Annotated in this window: 18 protein-coding genes; 11 read left to right on the plus strand and 7 right to left on the minus strand. The window is 59.9% G+C overall.

Features of this window, described 5'->3' with window-relative positions; translation table 11 throughout:
* Window positions 1-138: 138 nt before the first annotated feature.
* Entirely contained in the window at window positions 139-684 is a 546-nt protein-coding gene (locus AGR2A_RS09525) for a hypothetical protein (protein ID WP_100911034.1), read from the minus strand.
* 25 nt (window positions 685-709) lie between these two features.
* On the opposite strand from AGR2A_RS09525, the gene AGR2A_RS09530 reads away from it, so the two are divergent.
* The 6 genes from AGR2A_RS09530 (at window position 710) to AGR2A_RS09560 (ending at window position 7,525) form a co-directional block, all read left to right on the plus strand.
* Window positions 710-2,569, plus strand: a complete 1,860-nt coding sequence (locus tag AGR2A_RS09530; RefSeq protein ID WP_072494400.1) for a PHA/PHB synthase family protein — start codon at window positions 710-712, stop codon at window positions 2,567-2,569.
* A 224-nt stretch (window positions 2,570-2,793) separates the two neighbouring features.
* A complete protein-coding gene (sfsA, locus tag AGR2A_RS09540) occupies window positions 2,794-3,513 on the plus strand; it encodes a DNA/RNA nuclease SfsA (protein WP_004441973.1) in 720 nt (239 codons plus the stop codon).
* A gap of 31 nt (window positions 3,514-3,544) precedes the next feature.
* Window positions 3,545-4,384, plus strand: coding sequence for a type I methionyl aminopeptidase (map, locus tag AGR2A_RS09545; RefSeq protein ID WP_185933370.1), 840 nt, complete (start codon window positions 3,545-3,547; stop codon window positions 4,382-4,384).
* A 13-nt stretch (window positions 4,385-4,397) separates the two neighbouring features.
* The gene (gene radC / locus AGR2A_RS09550; RefSeq protein ID WP_004441977.1) at window positions 4,398-5,231 is read left to right on the plus strand and encodes a RadC family protein; all 834 of its coding nucleotides are present in this window, start codon (window positions 4,398-4,400) and stop codon (window positions 5,229-5,231) included.
* 136 nt (window positions 5,232-5,367) lie between these two features.
* The gene (locus tag AGR2A_RS09555) at window positions 5,368-5,790 is read left to right on the plus strand and encodes a TadE/TadG family type IV pilus assembly protein (RefSeq protein ID WP_004441978.1); all 423 of its coding nucleotides are present in this window, start codon (window positions 5,368-5,370) and stop codon (window positions 5,788-5,790) included.
* 1 nt (window position 5,791) lies between these two features.
* Window positions 5,792-7,525, plus strand: a complete 1,734-nt coding sequence (locus tag AGR2A_RS09560) for a TadG family pilus assembly protein (RefSeq protein WP_034498925.1) — start codon at window positions 5,792-5,794, stop codon at window positions 7,523-7,525.
* A gap of 166 nt (window positions 7,526-7,691) precedes the next feature.
* On the opposite strand, the gene AGR2A_RS09565 is transcribed toward AGR2A_RS09560, so the two are convergent.
* Window positions 7,692-9,068, minus strand: coding sequence for a class II 3-deoxy-7-phosphoheptulonate synthase (locus tag AGR2A_RS09565; RefSeq protein WP_022556211.1), 1,377 nt, complete (start codon window positions 9,066-9,068; stop codon window positions 7,692-7,694).
* Between the two features lie 528 nt (window positions 9,069-9,596).
* Here AGR2A_RS09565 and AGR2A_RS30440 point away from each other — a divergent pair.
* Window positions 9,597-10,121 (plus strand): LysR family transcriptional regulator, encoded by a 525-nt coding sequence (locus tag AGR2A_RS30440; protein ID WP_376750285.1) that lies wholly within the window; start codon window positions 9,597-9,599, stop codon window positions 10,119-10,121.
* Window positions 10,075-10,500: a hypothetical protein gene (locus AGR2A_RS30445; RefSeq protein ID WP_313476580.1), complete on the plus strand. Its 426-nt coding sequence runs from the start codon at window positions 10,075-10,077 to the stop codon at window positions 10,498-10,500. The genes AGR2A_RS30440 and AGR2A_RS30445 overlap by 47 nt, the downstream gene beginning before the upstream one ends.
* Here AGR2A_RS30445 and gor read toward each other — a convergent pair.
* From gor to rpiA, 3 genes are all read right to left on the minus strand, one after another.
* On the minus strand, window positions 10,497-11,885 hold the full coding sequence (gor, locus tag AGR2A_RS09580) for a glutathione-disulfide reductase (protein WP_037093218.1): 1,389 nt from the start codon (window positions 11,883-11,885) through the stop codon (window positions 10,497-10,499). The genes AGR2A_RS30445 and gor overlap by 4 nt on opposite strands.
* Window positions 11,886-12,027: 142 nt before the next feature.
* Window positions 12,028-12,594, minus strand: coding sequence for a DUF2059 domain-containing protein (locus AGR2A_RS09585; RefSeq protein WP_004441989.1), 567 nt, complete (start codon window positions 12,592-12,594; stop codon window positions 12,028-12,030).
* 16 nt (window positions 12,595-12,610) lie between these two features.
* Window positions 12,611-13,306, minus strand: coding sequence for a ribose-5-phosphate isomerase RpiA (rpiA, locus tag AGR2A_RS09590; protein ID WP_006697397.1), 696 nt, complete (start codon window positions 13,304-13,306; stop codon window positions 12,611-12,613).
* A 188-nt stretch (window positions 13,307-13,494) separates the two neighbouring features.
* On the opposite strand from rpiA, the gene AGR2A_RS09595 reads away from it, so the two are divergent.
* Both AGR2A_RS09595 and AGR2A_RS09600 read left to right on the plus strand, forming a co-directional pair.
* Entirely contained in the window at window positions 13,495-14,196 is a 702-nt protein-coding gene (locus AGR2A_RS09595; protein WP_072494402.1) for an HAD family hydrolase, read from the plus strand.
* 24 nt (window positions 14,197-14,220) lie between these two features.
* Window positions 14,221-14,781, plus strand: coding sequence for a hypothetical protein (locus tag AGR2A_RS09600; protein ID WP_048902820.1), 561 nt, complete (start codon window positions 14,221-14,223; stop codon window positions 14,779-14,781).
* Window positions 14,782-14,844: 63 nt separating this feature from the next.
* Here AGR2A_RS09600 and AGR2A_RS09605 read toward each other — a convergent pair whose 3' ends face one another.
* Both AGR2A_RS09605 and AGR2A_RS28940 read right to left on the minus strand, forming a co-directional pair.
* Window positions 14,845-16,713: a L,D-transpeptidase family protein gene (locus AGR2A_RS09605; protein WP_072494403.1), complete on the minus strand. Its 1,869-nt coding sequence runs from the start codon at window positions 16,711-16,713 to the stop codon at window positions 14,845-14,847.
* A gap of 160 nt (window positions 16,714-16,873) precedes the next feature.
* Window positions 16,874-17,215 (minus strand): hypothetical protein, encoded by a 342-nt coding sequence (locus tag AGR2A_RS28940; RefSeq protein WP_139786355.1) that lies wholly within the window; start codon window positions 17,213-17,215, stop codon window positions 16,874-16,876.
* On the opposite strand from AGR2A_RS28940, the gene fumC reads away from it, so the two are divergent.
* Entirely contained in the window at window positions 17,205-18,596 is a 1,392-nt protein-coding gene (fumC, locus tag AGR2A_RS09610) for a class II fumarate hydratase (protein ID WP_072494404.1), read from the plus strand. The two genes, AGR2A_RS28940 and fumC, sit on opposite strands and share 11 nt — an antisense overlap.
* Window positions 18,597-18,652: the final 56 nt, after the last annotated feature.

Below are 18,652 nucleotides of genomic sequence, written 5' to 3' on the forward strand. Positions count from 1 at the left end.
TTCCGTCCGGACCGGGACGGACGGACGGCGGCCGGACGGCGTAGAGGAGGCGAACGCGGAGATATGCGGAGAGCTTGCCCCTCATCCCGCTGCCGCGGACTTCTCCCCTCGGGGAGAAGCATGCACTCGCCCAGCTCGTCACTGCGATGCAGGCGTCGCAACCGGCTTCTGATTTTCTGCCAGCGCCCGCAGCTCGGCCACCCGGCGCTTATATTCGGCTTCCGATATCTGGCCGTTGCGCCGTGCCGCGCCGAGGCGAGACAGGCTCGATTCCATGGTTGAGGCTTCGTCGTCGCCCATCTGTGTGCCAGCGGCCGTCAGCGGCTGCGAGAACGTCGGATAGGTCCCGGTGTCGCGCTTCTGGCTTACCGCGGTGTCGCTGACCGGGCGAGGTCCGACGATTTCAGCCGTCGGACGGCGCATATGGGCGGGCGCGACAATCGGCTCGGGGGCCTTGCAGGCGGCAAGCGTGGTGACGAGCATGGCGCCGGAGAGCGAGAGGAACGCTATTCTTGCGGCGCTTTCCGCATATGTTCCCCATGTGCCGCATTTGCCCATGTGCTTGCCCATCGTCATGTTCCGCCTGTAAGGATATCTGCCGATATCGAATTCGACCGCGGTTCGGCCCTTTGCGGCCTCCCCTTGCTGGTGGAACTTGTATTCGTTTTCATGCAGAATGTGCAAACACAAATTTGGTGGAGGATGGTGCATGGCAGGTGTTGACGGCGGGGGCACGAAAAAGGGTGACAAAACGCCCGGCTTCGACGCCAGTTCCGCCGAGGCCTACCTGATCCGCGACCCCGAAACATTCGCGATCAACATCGCACGCGCACTCGAAAATCTCGGCAAGGCTGCCGGTGAATGGCTGGCGCCACGCGAACGCGGCGAAATTCCGCAGACGAGCGCCGATCCCGTGACCGATCTGGTCAAGACGCTCTCCGATGTCGCCGAATATTGGATGGCCGAGCCGAAGCGGTCACTGGAAGCGCAGACCCATCTGCTGTCGAGCTATTACGATCTGTGGTCGAAATCGGTGGCGCAATTTTCCGGAGCCTCCGATTCGACCTCGGAGAAAACGGCCGAAAGCGGCCCTGCACAGCGCAGAAGCAAACGTTTTGCCGATGCCGACTGGCAGGCCAACCCGTTCTTCGATTTTCTTCTCAAGGCCTATCAGACGACCGTCGGTTTTGCAGACAGGATGGTGACGGAGGCGGAGGGGCTGGATGAGCACACCCGCACCAAGGCGCTGTTTTACATGCGGCAGGTGACAGAGGCGCTTTCTCCGGCCAATTTCGTCTTCACCAATCCGCAGGTCTTCCGCGAGACGGTAGCCTCCAGCGGCGCCAATCTCGTCAAGGGCATGGCGCAGCTGGCGGAGGATGTCGCGGCCGGAAACGGCCATCTGAAGCTTCGCCAGACCGATTACAGCAAATTCGTCATTGGCCAGAACATTGCCGTCACGCCAGGCAAGGTCGTTGCGAAAAGCGCGCTTTGCGAAATCATCCATTACGAGCCGACGACGGAAAAGGTCTTCAAACGGCCGCTGCTGATCGTGCCGCCCTGGATCAACAAGTTCTACATTCTCGATCTCAACCCGCAGAAATCCTTCGTCGGCTGGTGCCTCGAACAGGGCCACAGCGTCTTCATGGTGTCCTGGATCAACCCGGATGCCGGTCTGGCCGAAAAAGGCTGGGACGATTATATCAGCGAAGGCATCGACTTTGCGCTTGATACCATCGAGGAACGGACTGGCGAAAAGGAGATCAACGCCGTCGGTTATTGTGTCGGCGGCACGCTTTTGGCCTCGGCGCTGGCGCTGCATGCACAGCAGGACAATGAGCGCATCCGCAGCGCCACGCTGCTCGCCGCCCAGACCGATTTCATCCATGCCGGAGACCTCAAGGTCTTCGTGGACGAAGGTCAGCTGGACGCGCTCGACAGACACATGCAGGCCGTCGGTTATCTTGACGGTTCGATCATGGCCACCGTCTTCAACATGCTGCGCGCCTCCGATCTTATCTGGCCCTATGTGGTCGATAATTACCTGCGCGGCACCGAACCCCTGCCATTCGACCTGCTCTACTGGAACTCCGATTCCACCCGGGTGACGGCTGCCAGCCACTCGTACTATCTGCGCAACTGTTACCTCGAGAACAATCTCGCCCGCGGTCTGATGCGCGTTGCCGGCAAGCGCATCAATCTCGGCGATATCAACATACCCGTCTACGATCTCGCCACCCGCGATGACCATATCGCGCCCGCGAAATCGGTGTTCACGGGTGCTGCCCTGTTTGGCGGGCCGGTGGAATTCGTGCTCGGCGCTTCCGGCCACATTGCCGGCGTCGTGAACCCGCCGCAGCTCGAGAAGTACCAATATTGGACGGGGCCATCACCAGCCGGAGACTTCGACGCCTGGCAGGCCGCCGCCACACCTCACAAGGGTTCGTGGTGGGTGCACTGGCAGAACTGGATCGAAAGCCAGAACGCCGAGAAGGTAAAGGCGCGGAAACCGGAAGACGGCAAGCGCCCGGTGCTCGGCGATGCGCCGGGAACCTATGTTCTTTTGTAGGATATCTGTGAAAAAGATGACGAGTACACGGCAGAAAGGCCTCTTCCACAGGCGTTCTCCGTCACCCTCATCCCTGTGCTTGTCACAGGAATCCAGTAGGCGCCGGTCTACGCGGCGAAAGACTTGCTTCAGCCCAAGGACTTGGGCTGGCTGGTTCTCTGTGACAAGCACAGGGATGAGGGATAAAAAGACCCTGCAAACACACAAGCTTAGCTCAAGGCATCATGTTCTTCACGCCCCCGCTCGTTCCCGCAACGCTGATCTCCCGATACAAACGTTTCCTCTTCGACGCAGTTCTGGAAGACGGCACGGCGATCACCGGGTCCTGCCCCAACACCGGCTCCATGCGTGGGCTGACGACGCCGGGTTCCCGCATCTGGCTGTCGCAACATGACAGCCCCACCCGTAAATACCGTCATATGCTGGAAATGGTCGAGGCCGATGGCACCGTCGTCGGCATCAATACCGGCATGCCGAACCGGCTGGCGGAAGAGGCGATCCTGAACGGCCGTATCCCGGAACTCGCCGGCTATTCGATAATCCGCCGAGAACAGAAATACGGGCGCAATTCCCGCATCGATTTCCTGCTATCCGAACCCGGTCGGCCGGACGCCTATGTGGAAGTGAAGAACGTGCATTTCATGCGCGAGAAGGGCCTTGCAGAATTCCCCGATACCGCCACCAAACGCGGCGCAAAGCATCTCGAGGAACTGGGCGATGCAGCGGAAGCCGGTCACCGGGCGGTGATGCTTTATCTCATCCAGCGCGGCGATTGCGACCGGATGCGCATCTGCGACGATCTCGATCCGGTCTATGCGCTGGCTTTCCAACGGGCAATGGCGCGGGGCGTGGAGGCTTATGCCGTGAAATGCGCGGTCACCCCGGCACAAATTTCAGTCAACGGAACGGTTAAGATGGACGAGTGGCGTCCGGCTGTTTTATGAACAGGGACGTAAAGAGACAGAAAGCACTATGATGGTCACCTATATCGACGCCGCCTCCGCCCCCCTCAAGAATACAGGCGTCATCCGCCTCTACACCCCTGAGGATTTCGACGGCATGCGCAAGGCGTGCCAGCTGACGGCGCGTTGTCTCGATGAACTCGCCGCAATCGTCAAGCCGGGTGTGACAACGGACGCCATTGACCGTTTCGTCTTCGAATTCGGCGCCGATCACGGCGCGCTGCCGGCAACGCTCAATTATCGTGGTTATACCAAATCCGTCTGCACTTCGATCAACCATGTGGTCTGCCACGGCATTCCCGATGAAAAGCCGCTGCGGGAAGGCGATATCGTCAACATCGATGTTACCTATGTGCTCGATGGGTGGCATGGCGATTCAAGCCGCATGTATCCGGTCGGCCAGATCAAGCGCGCTGCCGAGCGGCTGATGGAAGTGACCTATGAATGCCTGCTGCGTGGTATCGCGGCTGTAAAGCCCGGTGTGCGCACCGGCGCGATCGGCGCGGCGATCCAGACCTATGCGGAAGCCGAACGTTGCTCGGTGGTGCGCGATTTCTGCGGGCACGGCGTTGGGCGGCTGTTCCACGATACGCCAAACATCCTGCATTACGGCCATCCGGACGAAGGTCCGGAAATCCGGGAAGGCATGATCTTCACCATCGAGCCCATGATCAATCTAGGCAAACCGCATGTGAAGGTGCTTTCCGACGGCTGGACGGCGGTGACGCGCGACCGTTCGCTGTCCGCCCAATATGAACACGCCGTTGGCGTCACGGCCACCGGCTGCGAAATCTTCACGCTGTCGCCCGGCGGCTTCGACCGTCCGGGCCTGCCGCCGCTTACCCCTTCATAAGGCCAGACCGCCCATGGCAAGACGCCCCGCCCCGCCTCCCGCCGAGCTTTCCACGACGTCCGGCTTTCAGGCGGGCGAAGGCGATCTCTTCGAAGGGGCGGACGAGCGCGGTTTTTTCGCCGAGCCGCGAAATGCGGTGAAGAAGCCGGTGCCTGTCATCGAGCCGCCGGCGGATGCCGCCCATTATCATGGTCACCGGGACCGGCTGCGGGCGCGGTATCGCGATGGCGGCGACGCGGCGCTTGCCGATTATGAGTTGCTGGAGCTTTTACTGTTCCGGCTGATACCGCGGCGCGACACAAAGCCCATCGCCAAGGCGCTCCTTGCCCGTTTCGGCACGCTGGGCGGTGTACTCGGCGCACCTCTGCCGCTGTTGCAGGAGGTGAAGGGCGTGGGCGAAGCCGTGGCGTTCGACCTGAAACTCGTCGCCTCCGTTTCCCAGCGCATGCTGAAAAGCGAAATCCGCAACAAGCAGGTTCTGAGTTCCTGGTCCTCGGTCATCGATTATTGCCACGCCGCCATGGCCCATGAAACGCGCGAACAGTTCCGCATCCTGTTCCTCGATAAGCGCAATGTCCTCATCGCCGACGAAGTGCAGGGGCACGGGACCGTGGACCATACACCGGTCTATCCCCGCGAAGTGGTGCGCCGCGCTCTCGAACTATCCGCTACCGCCTTGATTTTAATACATAATCACCCGAGCGGCGACCCGACACCTTCGCGTGCTGATATCGAGATGACCAAGACCATCATCGATACGGCAAAGCCGCTCGGTATCGCCGTCCACGACCATATCATCATCGGCAAGGATGGCCACGCCAGCTTCAAGGGCCTTCGCCTGATCTGAAGCAGACGCGAAGGTTTACACAGGCCTGCAACCCATAAGCGCACGTCAACACAAAATTAACACCTATAAATTAGCATTTCCGAAAATAATAAATCAAGGCATCGAACCTTGGTGCCTTAAGGAACGGGGGTGCTTTATGCGTAATGCAGTGCGTTTCCTTCGCGATCGGTCCGGCTCGAACGCTGTCGAGTTCGCCATTGTCGCGCCAATCTTCTTTCTTGTCCTCCTGACCATGATTGCCTACGGCATTTATCTGATGGCGGCCTATTCGGTGCAGCAGATCGCCGCCGACGCGGCAAGAACGGCGGTCGCCGGCCTTAACACCACCGAGCGCCAGCAGCTCGCCCGGGATTTCGTCGCCAAGAGCGATCTCGGTTACGCCTTCCTGGATAAAAGACACTTCACGGTCGACGTCGCCACTGATCCCGCCAATGCCAACCAGTTCACGGTGAAAGTCGAATATGACGCCCGTGATCTGCCGATCTGGAGCCTCTACAGCTACACCCTGCCCGAGCCGGTCATCCGGCGTTTTTCGACCATCCGGATCGGAGGAGCATGACATGAGGACCATCCATTCCCTGCTCTCCGGTTTCCTGAGGGATCGCGCCGGCAACATAGCCATCTCCGCCGGCCTGACGGCGCCGCTTTTTATCGGCATCCTGGCGATTGGCGTCGATTACGGTTATCTGACCCTGCAGAAGCGGCAATTGCAGCAAACCGCCGATCTCGCGGCCATTTCGGCAGCAGCCAACGTCACCGACGCCGAAAAGACGGTGCAGCAATATTTTGCACTCAACGGCCTGGACCTCGGCGTCAGGACGGCGCAGGGGCTGCTAACGCCAACCGGGCTGCAGCCTTTCGATCCCCGGAATGAGTTTGCCAAAACCCACGGCTACGCCGAGGTTGTCAAAGGCCATTATGAACCGGATGCCAGCCTCCCGGTCGGACAGCGGTTCGTCGAAAACGCCCAGCCGACCAATGCGGTGAAAGTAAACATCTTCGAAAAGGGCCAGATCTTCTTCGCTTCGGCCTTTACAACGCCGCCAAGGATTTCGGCCGCCGGAACCGCCTCGTCTCAGAAAGTCGCTGCATTCTCGGTGGGATCGCGGCTTGCCAGCCTCAATGACGGCCTCCTGAACAGCCTGCTCGGCGGTCTGCTCGGCACCACGGTCTCGCTCAAGCTCATGGACTATCAGGCCCTCGTCGATGCCGATGTCAACGCGCTGCATGTCGTCGAAGCTCTCGCGATCGATCTTGGCCTCACCGCCGGCACCTACAAGGACGTGCTGCAGACTGAGATTACCTACGGCAAGTTCCTGAACGCGCTGACGAAAACGACGGGCCTGCAGCCAGCCGTCGTCACCGTTCTGAAGACATTGGAAAAAACCGCCGGCAAGAGCAACATCAAGCTCAAGCTAGAAGAAATCGTCAATCTCGGTCCCTTCACCGAAAAGCTCATTGGCAGCGGGGAAAATCTCAAGGTCAATGCCAGCGTCTTCGACCTTCTCAATGCCGCAGCCGTTGCCGGCAATGGCGGCAACCAGCTGGCGCTTGATCTCGGCGCTAATGTTCTCGGCCTCGCCTCGGCCAAGGTGACACTCGCCATCGGCCAGCCGCCGGTCGAAACGCCTTCGCTCGCCGTTGGCGGCCAGGGCACCGTGGTCCGTACCGCCCAGACCCGCCTTGCGGTCAATGTCGTGGTGGATGGGCTCCAGGCAATCGCCGGCCTCAAGGTCAATGTCCCGCTTTATGTGGAAGTCGCCCACGCGGAAGCCCGGCTTGCGGACATTCGCTGCACGGGCGGCGGACAGGGAACCGTGGATGTCGAAGTTGTTCCCGGCGTTGCAGAAATTGCACTTGGCAATGTCGATACCACGGCCTTCGCCAATTTCGGACGGGACCCGCGCGTGACAAAGGCGGCAATCGTGGATTCTGCCCTGCTTGCCGTCAACGGCAGCGCCCTCATCAACGCCACCAACATGACGAAGACCAAGCTGACCTTCACGCAGCTGGATATTGCCCAGGGCAAGATCAAGAGCGTCTCCACGAAGGATACCGTCACGACGCTCGTCAGCTCGTTGCTGAAGAACCTTGATCTCGACATCAGGATTCTCTTCCTCAACCTTGGCGGCCTCGGCGTCATCCAGACGGCGCTCGCCAACACGCTGTCCCTCGTCACCGCACCGGTCGATACGCTGCTTTACAACACGCTTCTGGTTCTCGGCGTCAAGATCGGCGAAGCCGATGTTCGTGTTACCGATGTCCGCTGCCAGCAGCCGGCTCTGGTACAGTAAGCCTATAGCCACAGATAAAAATAGCCGCCGGAAATCCGGCGGCTTTATCATTACCAGAGGCTGAAGCGTCCGCGAGCGGGAGCCTCACACTCCCGAAGCCGGACCAGATCTTCAGTCCGGCACGATCAGACCTCGCGCAAGCGCAGAGAGACTTTCAGCTCTTCCATCAAGCGCTGGCGATTGCCAGGCGCTTCTCGTCGCGCCCGCTTTTCATGCGCTCTGACAGCAGGAACGCCAGTTCCAGTGCCTGATCGGCATTGAGGCGCGGGTCGCAATGGGTGTGGTAACGGTCGGACAACGAATCCGCCGTCACGGCGCGCGCGCCACCCGTGCACTCCGTCACGTCCTTGCCGGTCATCTCGATATGGATGCCGCCCGGATGCGTGCCTTCGGCGCGGTGGATCTGGAAGAAGCTTTCGACCTCCGACAGGATACGCTCGAACGGGCGCGTCTTGTAGTGATTGAGCGTGATCGTGTTGCCATGCATCGGATCGCAGGACCAGACGACCTTGCGGCCTTCCTTCTCGACAGCACGGATGAGCTTCGGCAGGCTGTCCGCCACCTTGTCATGGCCGAAACGGCAAATCAGCGTCAGACGGCCGGCCTCGTTTGCCGGGTTCAGCGCGTCGATCAGCTCGATCAGATTGTCGGGCGTCAGCGACGGACCACATTTCAGGCCGATCGGGTTCTTGATGCCGCGGAAATATTCCACATGCGCATGGTCGAGCTGACGCGTGCGGTCACCGATCCAGATCATGTGGCCCGACGTGGCGTACCAGTCACCAGAGGTGGAATCGATACGGGTCAAGGCTTCTTCGTAACCAAGCAGCAACGCCTCATGGCTGGTGAAGAAGTCGGTCTCGCGCAGGCTCGGATTGCTGTCCGCGCTGATGCCGATGGCCTTCATGAAGTCCATGGTTTCGGAGATTCGGTCGGCCAGCTTGCGGTAACGGTCGGCCTGCGGGCTGTCCTTGATGAAGCCGAGCATCCACTGGTGAACGTTTTCGAGGTTGGCATAACCGCCCATTGCGAAAGCGCGCAGCAGGTTCAGCGTCGCCGCCGACTGGCGATAGGCGTCGAGCTGACGCTCCGGGTTCGGAATACGCGAGGCTTCGTTGAATTCGATGCCGTTGATGATGTCACCGCGGTAGGACGGCAGGGAAACACCATCCTGCACTTCCACGTTGGAAGAGCGCGGCTTGGCGAACTGGCCGGCAATGCGTCCCACCTTTACGACTGGCAGCTGTGCGCCATAGGTCAGCACCACGGCCATCTGCAGGAAGGCACGGAAGAAGTCACGGATATTGTCCGCGCCGTGCTCGAGGAAGCTTTCGGCGCAATCGCCGCCCTGCAGCAGGAAGGCGTTGCCTTCCGCCACATTGGCAAGCTGCTTCTTGAGGCGGCGGGCCTCACCGGCAAATACCAGCGGCGGATAGGTTGCAAGCGTGGCTTCCGTTGCCGCAAGCGCTGCCGCATCGGGATATTCGGGAACCTGCTGGATCGGTTTCTGCCGCCAGCTGCCGGGGGTCCAATTCTGTGCCATGTTCTTACCCTTCTTTCGACCGCGCAACCGCCGCGCGACCGCCTCGGAAATTTGAGCGGCTTATAGCTCCAAGCACAGGCTTTGCATAGACATCCGCGCGCCGCCCGCCCTCTTTCGGACCGTTTTGATCCGCCACGAAGGAGAAAAATGATTTCAAACGATTTAAATAGTTTCCGTGGATGGTTGCCCATCCCTCCGAAGTCACCGACTTCCGGGCTTGATGCAGAGATATCGGCGCAGGGAATGGGGCAGATGCAAGAGAAACACCACAAGCCGGTCCAGTGGCGAGCAAGGCCAGTTCTCCCATTCGGAAACACACCCTCCTCTTCCGTGGCGGATTTCCATGTGTCTAATCTTCTCCATAAGGAACATCGTTTCGGGTAACATGTCTGTCTCCTTTGTTGGAGACGAGTTAGGTTGCGCCCTGCAGCAAGCATAGAGGCAGGACTGAAAGACCCGTTTCATATCTGAACGGAGAGGACAGGCCCTGATGCGGCTAAGATGCTGCCATGATGTGGAGAGGATGCCGTGACAGAAGTGGACTGGGACGAGTTGAGGCTTTTCGACATTGTCGCCACAGAGGGCGGCCTCGCCGGCGCGGCGGGTAAAGCCGGGCTCAGTGCGCCAACGATTGGCCGAAAGATGATGCTTCTTGAACGCAAAATGGGGCGAACGCTCTTTATTCGGAGTCAGAACGGATACCGGCTCGCACCGGACGGCCAGGTCCTGTTCGAGAAAGTAAGGTCCATGCGCAACAGCGCGGCGGAAATCACTCAATGGCACAGCGACGCTTTTTCGCTACCGATCGTTTCTCTGTCGAGTGACATCTGGACTGCCGGTTTCATAGCCACCAATGCGGCGGCCATTCGCGGCCCGTCAGACGCTTTCCGCCTGTGCTGCAAGCAATGTGAGAATGACGACGAGTTGACTTACAGGCGCGGCATGATCGCGATCAGGCACGTCAGGCCAGCCACCGGGAATTTCGCCGTCCGGAAATCGGTCGACGTTGCCTATTGCGCCTATCGCGCGCGACGGCTCAAGCAAGAATGTTGAGCAATGGATTTCGATCGGCACCGAGGTCGCGAAATCCGACGCCGAAAAATGGGTGTTCCGGCATCGGGAACCGCTGATCCACACCTGGACGAATGCCCCTGCCCTTTTGCCGAGCCTCATCCAGAGCGGGGCTGGAAAAGGCGTCCTGCCCTGCTTTATTGGTGATAACGTCCCCGGCCTCGTCCGCGACGGCGAGATCATCGAGGAACTGTCCCATCCGCTCTGGATCATCGTCAACGACGACGACCGGCACGCCCCGGAAATGCGACTCGCCATAGATCGCCTCGTCGCTCTCCTGAAGGGCAACGAGGCGTTATTCGATGGCAACCGCCATTATCAGGCAGAGACGAGCTGGAAGCCGGAGCGGAAGATGAGCTAGACCCGCTCACCGTTTACGACGCGATAGCTCGGCGAATACATCGTCACCAGTTCCTCTGCCGCCGTTGGGTGAACGGCCATGGTGCGGTCGAAGTCATCCTTCGTGCAGCCGGCTTTCAGCGTGATGCCGAGAAGCTGCGCCATCTCGCCGGCCTCATGGCCGAGGATATGCACGCCGACGACCTTGCGGTCAGCGGCATTGACGATCAGCTTCATGATCGTTTTCTCCTGACGGCCAGATAGCGTCGCCTTCATCGGACGGAACTGGGCGCGATAGACTTCCAGTTCCGGATATTTCTTGCCGGCTTCCTCTTCCGAAAGGCCGACAGTGCCGATTTCCGGCTGCGAGAATACCGCCGTCGCAATCAGCTCGTGATCCGGCTTGGTCGGGTTGTTCTTGTATTCCGTCTCGATGAAGCACATCGCCTCGTGGATCGCCACCGGCGTCAGTTGTACCCGGTCGGTGACGTCGCCAAGTGCGAAGATGCTGGGCACGTTCGTGCGCGAATAATCGTCAACGACGATCGCGCCGCGGGCGTCCACCTCCACACCGGCATTCTCGAGACCGAGCCCCTTGGTATTCGGATCGCGGCCAAGCGCCAGCATCACCAGGCCCACATGCAGCGAAGCGCCCTGCTTGGTGCGGGCCACGAAACCGCCGGCGCCGTCCTTGCTGACTTCCTCGATGATGTCTTCCAGAATGATGCGGATGCCCTTGGCCTCCATCGCCTCATGCAGGCCCTTGCGCATATCCTGATCGAAGCGCGACAGGATTTCCTTGCCGCGATAGATCAATGTCGTTTCAACGCCGAGCCCGTGGAAGATATTGGCGAATTCCACCGCGATGTAACCGCCGCCGGCAATCAGGATCGATTTCGGCAGCTCCTCGAGATCGAAAGCCTCGTTGGACGAAATCGTCAACTCGTGGCCGGGCAGCGCCTTGTGTTCGTTCGGCGTGCCGCCGACAGCGATGACGATGCGCTCGGCGGTGAAGGTTTCTCCGGTTTTCGTCAGCTTGACGGTATGGGCATCCACGAGTTCCGCCCGGCTGTCGAAAATATCAGCCTTGGCGTTTTCCAGACCCTTACGATAGAGCCCTTCGAGACGGGTGATTTCCTTGTCCTTCGCCGCGATCAGCTTTTTCCAGTCGAAGCTGCGCTCGCCGACGCTCCAGCCGAAACCTTCAGAATCCTCGAAATGCTCGGGGAACTGCGAGGCGTAGACGAACAGCTTCTTCGGCACGCAGCCGCGGATGACGCAGGTGCCGCCATAGCGGTATTCCTCGGCGATCGCAACGCGCTTGCCGAGCGAGGCAGCTACACGGCCGCTGCGCACGCCGCCGGAACCGCCACCGATGACGAAGAGATCGTAGTCATAAGCTGTCATAGTCAAAACCCCTGATCAAAACCGCCATCAGCCGAAAACGGGCAGCGGTGCATTCACGCCCACATATAGGTGCTGCGGCGCACAAATGAAAAGCCCGGTCTTGCGGCCGGGCTTTGAATATTTCTGAACCTGGAAAAGCGCCTTATGGCTTGGCAGCCGGAGCGCCACCCGTGGCATTGTGATCCGCCGGAAGCGGCTTCAGATCAGCGCCGGCGACCTTCTGCAGTTCGGTCATGCTGGCAGCGTTGAGATCGCGGTTGATACCGGCGGCCCAGATATCGGCAGCCTTCATCAGTTCGCGGGTCGCAATCGGGCCGTCCTTCAACAGCTTCTTGCCAGCTTCGCTGCTGTAGAAGGTGGAGATGGCGTTCAGTTCCTCGACCGAAAAAGCACGTGCATAGGTCAGCGCGGCCTCACGCTCGAGATCGGCGCGGCGCGGTGCAAGCTCAAGCGCCTTAGCGTCAACCGTCGCGGTGATCGCATCCTGAACATTCGGCGAAGCCTGAATAAGTTCGGCCTTCAGACGTTCGGCCAGTCCCGGCAGAATGTCGTCGAAACGGTCGGTAACGCCAAGAGAGGCGATCGCCTGCCGCGCGGCAGCAACATGCGCTTCGGAAATTTCCTGGGCGCGTGCGGCAGTACCGAACACGATGCCGGAAATGAGGATCGAAGCAGCGGCAGCTTTGCCCAGTCCCGCTAGTTTGATCATGAAAATCTCGCTCCTGTTATACTGCCTGCATCACGCGGGCGCCTTCAGGGCCAGCGATAATGGCAAGCGATGCCAAATTTATGAAAAGTCCGTGCTCGACGACACCGGGAATCGTGTTCAGCTCGCGTGCTAGCGCTTCTGCATCAGGAATACGGCCAAAAGATGCGTCGAGAATAAGGTGTCCGCCATCCGTCATGAAGACGCCGTCACCGGAAGAGCGAAGCTTCAACTCACCCGACAGGCCGGACCGCGATGCCAGCTTTTCGATGGCGATGCGGGTCGCAACCTGGCCAAACGGATTGATCTCGATGGGCAGAGGAAAGGCGCCCAGCGTCTCCACAACCTTGCTCTGGTCGGCGATGACGATCACGCGTGCGGATGCCGCCGCGACGATCTTCTCGCGCAGCAGTGCACCGCCGCCGCCCTTGACGAGCCGCAACGCGTGGTCAACCTCATCCGCACCGTCAATGGTCAGATCCAGTTCCGGCAATTCATCGAGAGATTTCAGTGGCACGCCAAGCTCGACGCACAGACGCGCGGTGCGCTCGGATGTCGGCACGCCCTCGACCTTGAGGCCGGCGGCGACCTTCTCGGCCAGAAGCCGGACGAATTCCTCGGCCGTCGAACCCGTGCCGATACCGAGCCGCATCCCATCCTGTACATGGGACAATGCGGCCTCGGCGGCCTTGATCTTCATCTGGCGGGCATCCATGTGCCTGAAACTCCGGTAGCTTTGTCGTCGCCGTGCTGTTTACACGGGTCGAAAGCCAAACGAAAGCCTTTTTCAAGGCAACGAACAGAACGTTGTGATGCGGTTGCAAAGACAGGAGGCTTTGCCTAGGCTTGGCGCGAATGAAAGCATGAATAGCTCAGCCCCGCATTCTACAAGAGGCCGTTTCCGTGACATCCCGCCCGCTCGCCCCGCTCGCCATTTTCGATCTCGACGGTACTCTGGTCGATACCGCCGCTGATCTCGTCTCGAGCCTCAACCATACCATTGCCGCAGCCGGGCTTGCGCCCGTCACCTATGACGACCTGACGCATCTCGTCGGCCAGGGCGCACGGGTCATGATCAAGCGCGCCTTTGCACTGCGCGAAACGGAACTGCCGGAAGCCGAAATCGATCCGCTCTACGAACGCTTCATCACCCATTACCGCGCTGAAATGCCCGGCGAAAGCCGCCCCTACCCCGGCATCGTCAAAACGCTGGATGCGCTTTCGCAATCCGGCATCACGCTTGCCGTCTGCACCAACAAGACCGCAGTCCTCGCTGTACCGCTGCTCGAAAAACTCGGCCTGACCCACTATTTCGCCGCCATCACCTGCGGTGACACTTTCGAATTCCGCAAGCCGGATGCACGCCATATTCTCGGCACCATCGAAAAGGCCGGCGGCGATATCAGGCGCACGGTCATGGTCGGCGACAGCATCAACGATATCCTCGCCGCCCGGAATGCAAACGTCCCCTCCATCGGCGTCACCTTCGGTTACACGGATATACCGATGGCCGAGCTCGAGCCAGATGTCGTCATCGATGATTTCGAAGCCCTGACACCTGATTTGTTCGCGAAGCTGATTGAAAGAGGCGCTGCTGCGGCTTGAGTGCTGCGTGCTGACGAAATCGGGATGGTCGACGAAAAGTTCTTTTTCCCGCGCAAGGCTGTAAGCATCATCGCGGTGGGCGACACAGGCGAAGCTCTACTTTTGCGCGCTATATTGGAGAGCCTGGGAGCCGCGGTTCGCCTGCACCTCCCGGGAACGCCGGAAGATATTCTGGCGTGCCTGAATCAACCTGATAACCCGCCGCCCTATCTCATCATCAGCGGCCATGGCGATCAAAATGGCCTCGTGATCGGAGACATCAATCCCGACGTGACCCAATTGAAATTGCGCGAGGGCAGCCTGCCTGTTGAAGCAATTCTGGGAAAAGTCCACCTGTCGGGCACTGTAATTTTCAGCACGGCGTGCTGCACGGGCTACGATGCTTTCGGGAAGGCCTTTATTGAAGGCGGCGCGAAAGCCTACATTGCTTCGGCGGGTTACCCGGACGGTGCGGCGACGCCACTTTTCGTCCATATGTTGTTTTACGAACTGCTAGTCGGCAAATCATCGCTTGAAGACGCGCTTAGCCTCGCTGCAACGATCGATGACGATGGCGACCTCGCATTCGCACTTTTCAAGCAGTAGCCAGAACCGCAATCGCCGGAACAAAAAAGCGCCGTTTCCGGCGCTTTTTCTAGGTGCGACCTATCAGATCGAAGCAGCCCTTGCCTTCGTCGTCACCGCAAAGGCCTTCTGCACGTAGCTGTCGCGATCATAGACATCATCGAAGAACTGGACCTTGCCGTCCTTATCCGGCCAGGCAGTGAAATAGGCCACATAAACCGGAATCTTTTCCGGCACCTGCACGGCGCGGTTCTTGCCTGACGCGATCTGCTCGCCAACCTTGTCAACGCTGGTGCCAAGAACGGCAGCCGCCATGCGGCGCGGGTCGACCAGGCGGATACAGCCGTGGCTCAGCGCCCGCATGTCGCGGTTGAAGAAGCTTTTGGCCGGCGTGTCATGCATGTAGATGGCATGTGCGTTGGGGAAGAGGATTTTCAGGTCGCCCAGCGCATTGTCGCTGCTCGGCGGCTGGCGCACGGAGACGGCATTGGTCGAGCCATACCAGTTGACGCTGGAGGACGACACGGCGCGGCCATTCACCTGCACTTCGTAACCCAGGCGATCGAGGTATGATGGGTCACGGCGCAGCTTCGGCAGCATTTCGTTGATGATGATCGACTGCGGTACGCCCCAATAGGGGTTGAACTCGACGGTCTGAATCTCGTCCTGGAAGAAATAGGTCTGATTGGCCTTGGAGCCGACCACGACCTTCATGCCGAACTGTTCGACGCCATCATTGTGGTAATAGGCCATGAAGGCGGGCTGGTTGATGAAGACGTAACGCTGGCCGAGATCGGCCGGCAGCCAGCGGATCTGCTCCATGGCCACCTGCACCTTGGCGATCTTCGCGTCGTTGCTTTCGCCGACCATGGCGCGCACGGTCGCACGACCAATGACGCCATCCGCCTTCAGGCCATTTTCGCTCTGGAACGCCTTTACGAGATCAACGAGATCAGGCGTATAATCCGGCGTCTGCTGGTAACCCGAAATGATCGCCGCATGTTCGGCCTTGAAAGCCGGCGACGCGCGATGTTCGATGGCCTTGACGACGCTGGCCATATCCGCGCTGCTGTTACCGGGCTTCAGCACCAGATCGGCGGGAACACGCACGACATGGGCGGCATCGCCCTCGCCACGCAGGCGGGCAAGTTCTGCCTTTAGCGCGAGATACTCGGCGCTGGAAGGCTCGCGGCTGCGCAGATAAGCGGCCACATCGGGGCTCAGACCCGCGAGCTTCAGCACAGGTGTAAGGTTCACCGTCTTGCGTTTGAAGTCATGGTAACCGGACAGCCGGTTCGGATCGACGCGGCCACGGGTCGTATCCTGCACATAGGCGAGAACCTTGGCGGACAGCGCCAGCTCGAACTGCATCTGCGCCCGCTGATAGGCATCGGAAACAGGCGCCGAAGCCGTCTCGACCGGTGTGCCGTTCGATGTGGTGCCGGCAACATTGCTGCTGATACTCGCAGTCACATCCTTGGCCGGTGCGGAAATGCTGTAATCGGCAGGATCAAGGCCGCTTTCGCCAACTGTCTCGAAGAAGGCTAGAACAGCATTGGCACGCTCCGTCAGTTCGCCGCCGGAGACCCACAACGTCTTGCCGCCAGCGCCGTAATAAGCCTCAAGCGCCTTGGCGATCTCAGGCGTTGCGCTGAACTTGAGATTGGCAAGGCCTTCGCCGAAATTCGCGGTGTTCACCGCCCGGGCTGCATCCGCCTTGTAATCATAATAACGCGGGCCGGAAACGCGGGGCAGCGGCTCGGGATCGGAGGCATCTGCACTCTGACCGGCGCCCGATCCGGAGCCGGATGGCGAGGTGACGATGCCGGCCGGTGGCAACTCGCCGCGATCCCGCGCGATCTTGCCGGGCCCGCCGCGCAGGAGGTCCATCAGGGTCACCGCACCGGCGGTGCCGGGAAGAGCGGTGGAAACGGAAAGACCGAGAGCCAGCACCAGTGCTGCCGATGATTTTCCAGATGTGACTTGCAATTTGATCCTCGTAGCACCCAGCACCACCGGAAAAACGGCGGGCATTAGTTTCATGCCTGTCTAGCCGATCAACGGCCTGTTGAAAAGAAAACGCCCAAAGCTCAAAATCGTGCCGAAATGAACCTCATAATACAGCCAAAGCCGTAAAAACGTAATTTCCAGAATTGGCGAGAATGGTTAAATTTCTATTTATTTCATTCACTTTGCTTTGAGCGCCCGCCCCGGTACAAGCCCGGTTTCCCTGCCTTTTCATGACGTAGTAAAAATGCCACGCGGCCGGGTTTTTCGCCTTGCTGCATTCGCTGCAGGCAAATCGCCGCGCAACGACGTGAAATATCTTCCCGCGCCGCATTGCAGCGGCTTTCTTTGCCGCCGCGATGATTCTATATATCGGCCGCGCAAGGCGGGCGAAGGCGCCGTTTTGGCGGAGGAACACGAGTAAAAAGGCAAGATTGATGACAGCCACACGGACGGAAACCGATACATTTGGCCCTATTGAAGTTCAGGCCGATCGCTACTGGGGCGCGCAGGCGCAGCGCTCGCTCGGCAACTTCAAGATCGGCTGGGAAAAGCAGCCCGCTTCTGTCGTTCGCGCGCTCGGCATCGTCAAGCAGGCCGCCGCCCGTGCCAACATGGCGCTCGCCGGCCTCGACCCAAAGATCGGTGAAGCCATCATCGCCGCCGCACAGGAAGTCATCGACGGCAAGCTGACCGAACATTTCCCGCTCGTCGTCTGGCAGACCGGCTCCGGCACCCAGTCCAACATGAACGCCAATGAGGTGATCTCCAACCGCGCAATCGAGATGCTCGGCGGCGAAATGGGCAGCAAGAAGCCGGTTCATCCCAACGACCACGTCAACATGAGCCAGTCCTCGAACGACACCTATCCGACGGCGATGCACATCGCCTGCGTCGAGCAGATCGTTCACCACCTGCTGCCGAGCCTGAAGCACCTGCACAAGGCGCTGGAAGCCAAGGTCAAGCAGTTCGAAAAGATCATCAAGATCGGCCGCACTCACACGCAGGATGCAACGCCGCTGACGCTCGGCCAGGAATTCTCCGGTTACGCCGCGCAGGTTGCCTCCGCCATCGCCAACATCGAAACCACCCTGCCCGCGCTTTCCAAGCTCGCCCAGGGCGGCACGGCCGTCGGCACGGGCCTCAATGCCCCTGTTGGTTTTGCCGAAAAGGTAGCCGAGGAAATTTCGAAGATTACCGGCCTTTCCTTCGTCACCGCGCCTAACAAGTTCGAAGCGCTCGCCTCGCATGATTCCATGGTCTTCTCGCATGGCGCGATCAACGCGGCAGCAGCGGCACTCTTCAAGATCGCCAACGACATCCGCTTCCTCGGCTCCGGCCCCCGCGCCGGTCTCGGCGAACTCTCGCTGCCGGAAAACGAGCCCGGCTCGTCCATCATGCCGGGCAAGGTCAACCCTACCCAGTCGGAAGCACTGACGCAGGTTTGCGCCCACATCTTCGGCAACAATGCAGCGCTCTCCTTCGCCGGTTCGCAGGGCCACTTCGAGCTCAACGTCTATAACCCGATGATGGCCTATAACTTCCTGCAGTCCGTTCAGCTTCTCGGCGACGCGGCCGTCTCCTTCACCGACAATTGCGTCGTCGGCATCGAGGCCCGCGAAGACAACATCAAGAAGGGCGTCGAAAACTCGCTCATGCTGGTGACGGCACTGAACGGCAAGCTCGGCTACGACATTTGCGCCAAGATCGCCAAGACCGCCCACAAGAACGGTACGACGCTGCGCGAAGAAGCAGTGGGCGGCGGATACCTCACCAACGAGGAATTCGACCAGTTCGTACGCCCGGAAAACATGATCGGGCCGAAGTAAGCCGGTCGGGATTTGTCACTGGAGTTAAAACGGGCCTTCGGGCCCGTTTTTTTATT

Origin of the sequence: Agrobacterium genomosp. 2 str. CFBP 5494, assembly GCF_900013495.1 — a bacterium.
GTDB lineage: Bacteria > Pseudomonadota > Alphaproteobacteria > Rhizobiales > Rhizobiaceae > Agrobacterium > Agrobacterium pusense.

What these genes read in the sequence shown, in the direction of transcription:
- sfsA (WP_004441973.1), top strand. Translation starts at nt 2,794, where the DNA reads ATGTTCTTCACGCCCCCGCTCGTTCCCGCAACGCTGATCTCCCGATAC.
- radC (WP_004441977.1), top strand. Translation starts at nt 4,398, where the DNA reads ATGGCAAGACGCCCCGCCCCGCCTCCCGCCGAGCTTTCCACGACGTCC.
- AGR2A_RS09600 (WP_048902820.1), top strand. Translation starts at nt 14,221, where the DNA reads ATGGTCGACGAAAAGTTCTTTTTCCCGCGCAAGGCTGTAAGCATCATC.
- rpiA (WP_006697397.1), bottom strand. Translation starts at nt 13,306, where the DNA reads ATGGATGCCCGCCAGATGAAGATCAAGGCCGCCGAGGCCGCATTGTCC.
- fumC (WP_072494404.1), top strand. Translation starts at nt 17,205, where the DNA reads ATGACAGCCACACGGACGGAAACCGATACATTTGGCCCTATTGAAGTT.
- AGR2A_RS09585 (WP_004441989.1), bottom strand. Translation starts at nt 12,594, where the DNA reads ATGATCAAACTAGCGGGACTGGGCAAAGCTGCCGCTGCTTCGATCCTC.
- AGR2A_RS09560 (WP_034498925.1), top strand. Translation starts at nt 5,792, where the DNA reads ATGAGGACCATCCATTCCCTGCTCTCCGGTTTCCTGAGGGATCGCGCC.
- AGR2A_RS09565 (WP_022556211.1), bottom strand. Translation starts at nt 9,068, where the DNA reads ATGGCACAGAATTGGACCCCCGGCAGCTGGCGGCAGAAACCGATCCAG.
- AGR2A_RS09530 (WP_072494400.1), top strand. Translation starts at nt 710, where the DNA reads ATGGCAGGTGTTGACGGCGGGGGCACGAAAAAGGGTGACAAAACGCCC.
- map (WP_185933370.1), top strand. Translation starts at nt 3,545, where the DNA reads ATGGTCACCTATATCGACGCCGCCTCCGCCCCCCTCAAGAATACAGGC.
- gor (WP_037093218.1), bottom strand. Translation starts at nt 11,885, where the DNA reads ATGACAGCTTATGACTACGATCTCTTCGTCATCGGTGGCGGTTCCGGC.
- AGR2A_RS09555 (WP_004441978.1), top strand. Translation starts at nt 5,368, where the DNA reads ATGCGTAATGCAGTGCGTTTCCTTCGCGATCGGTCCGGCTCGAACGCT.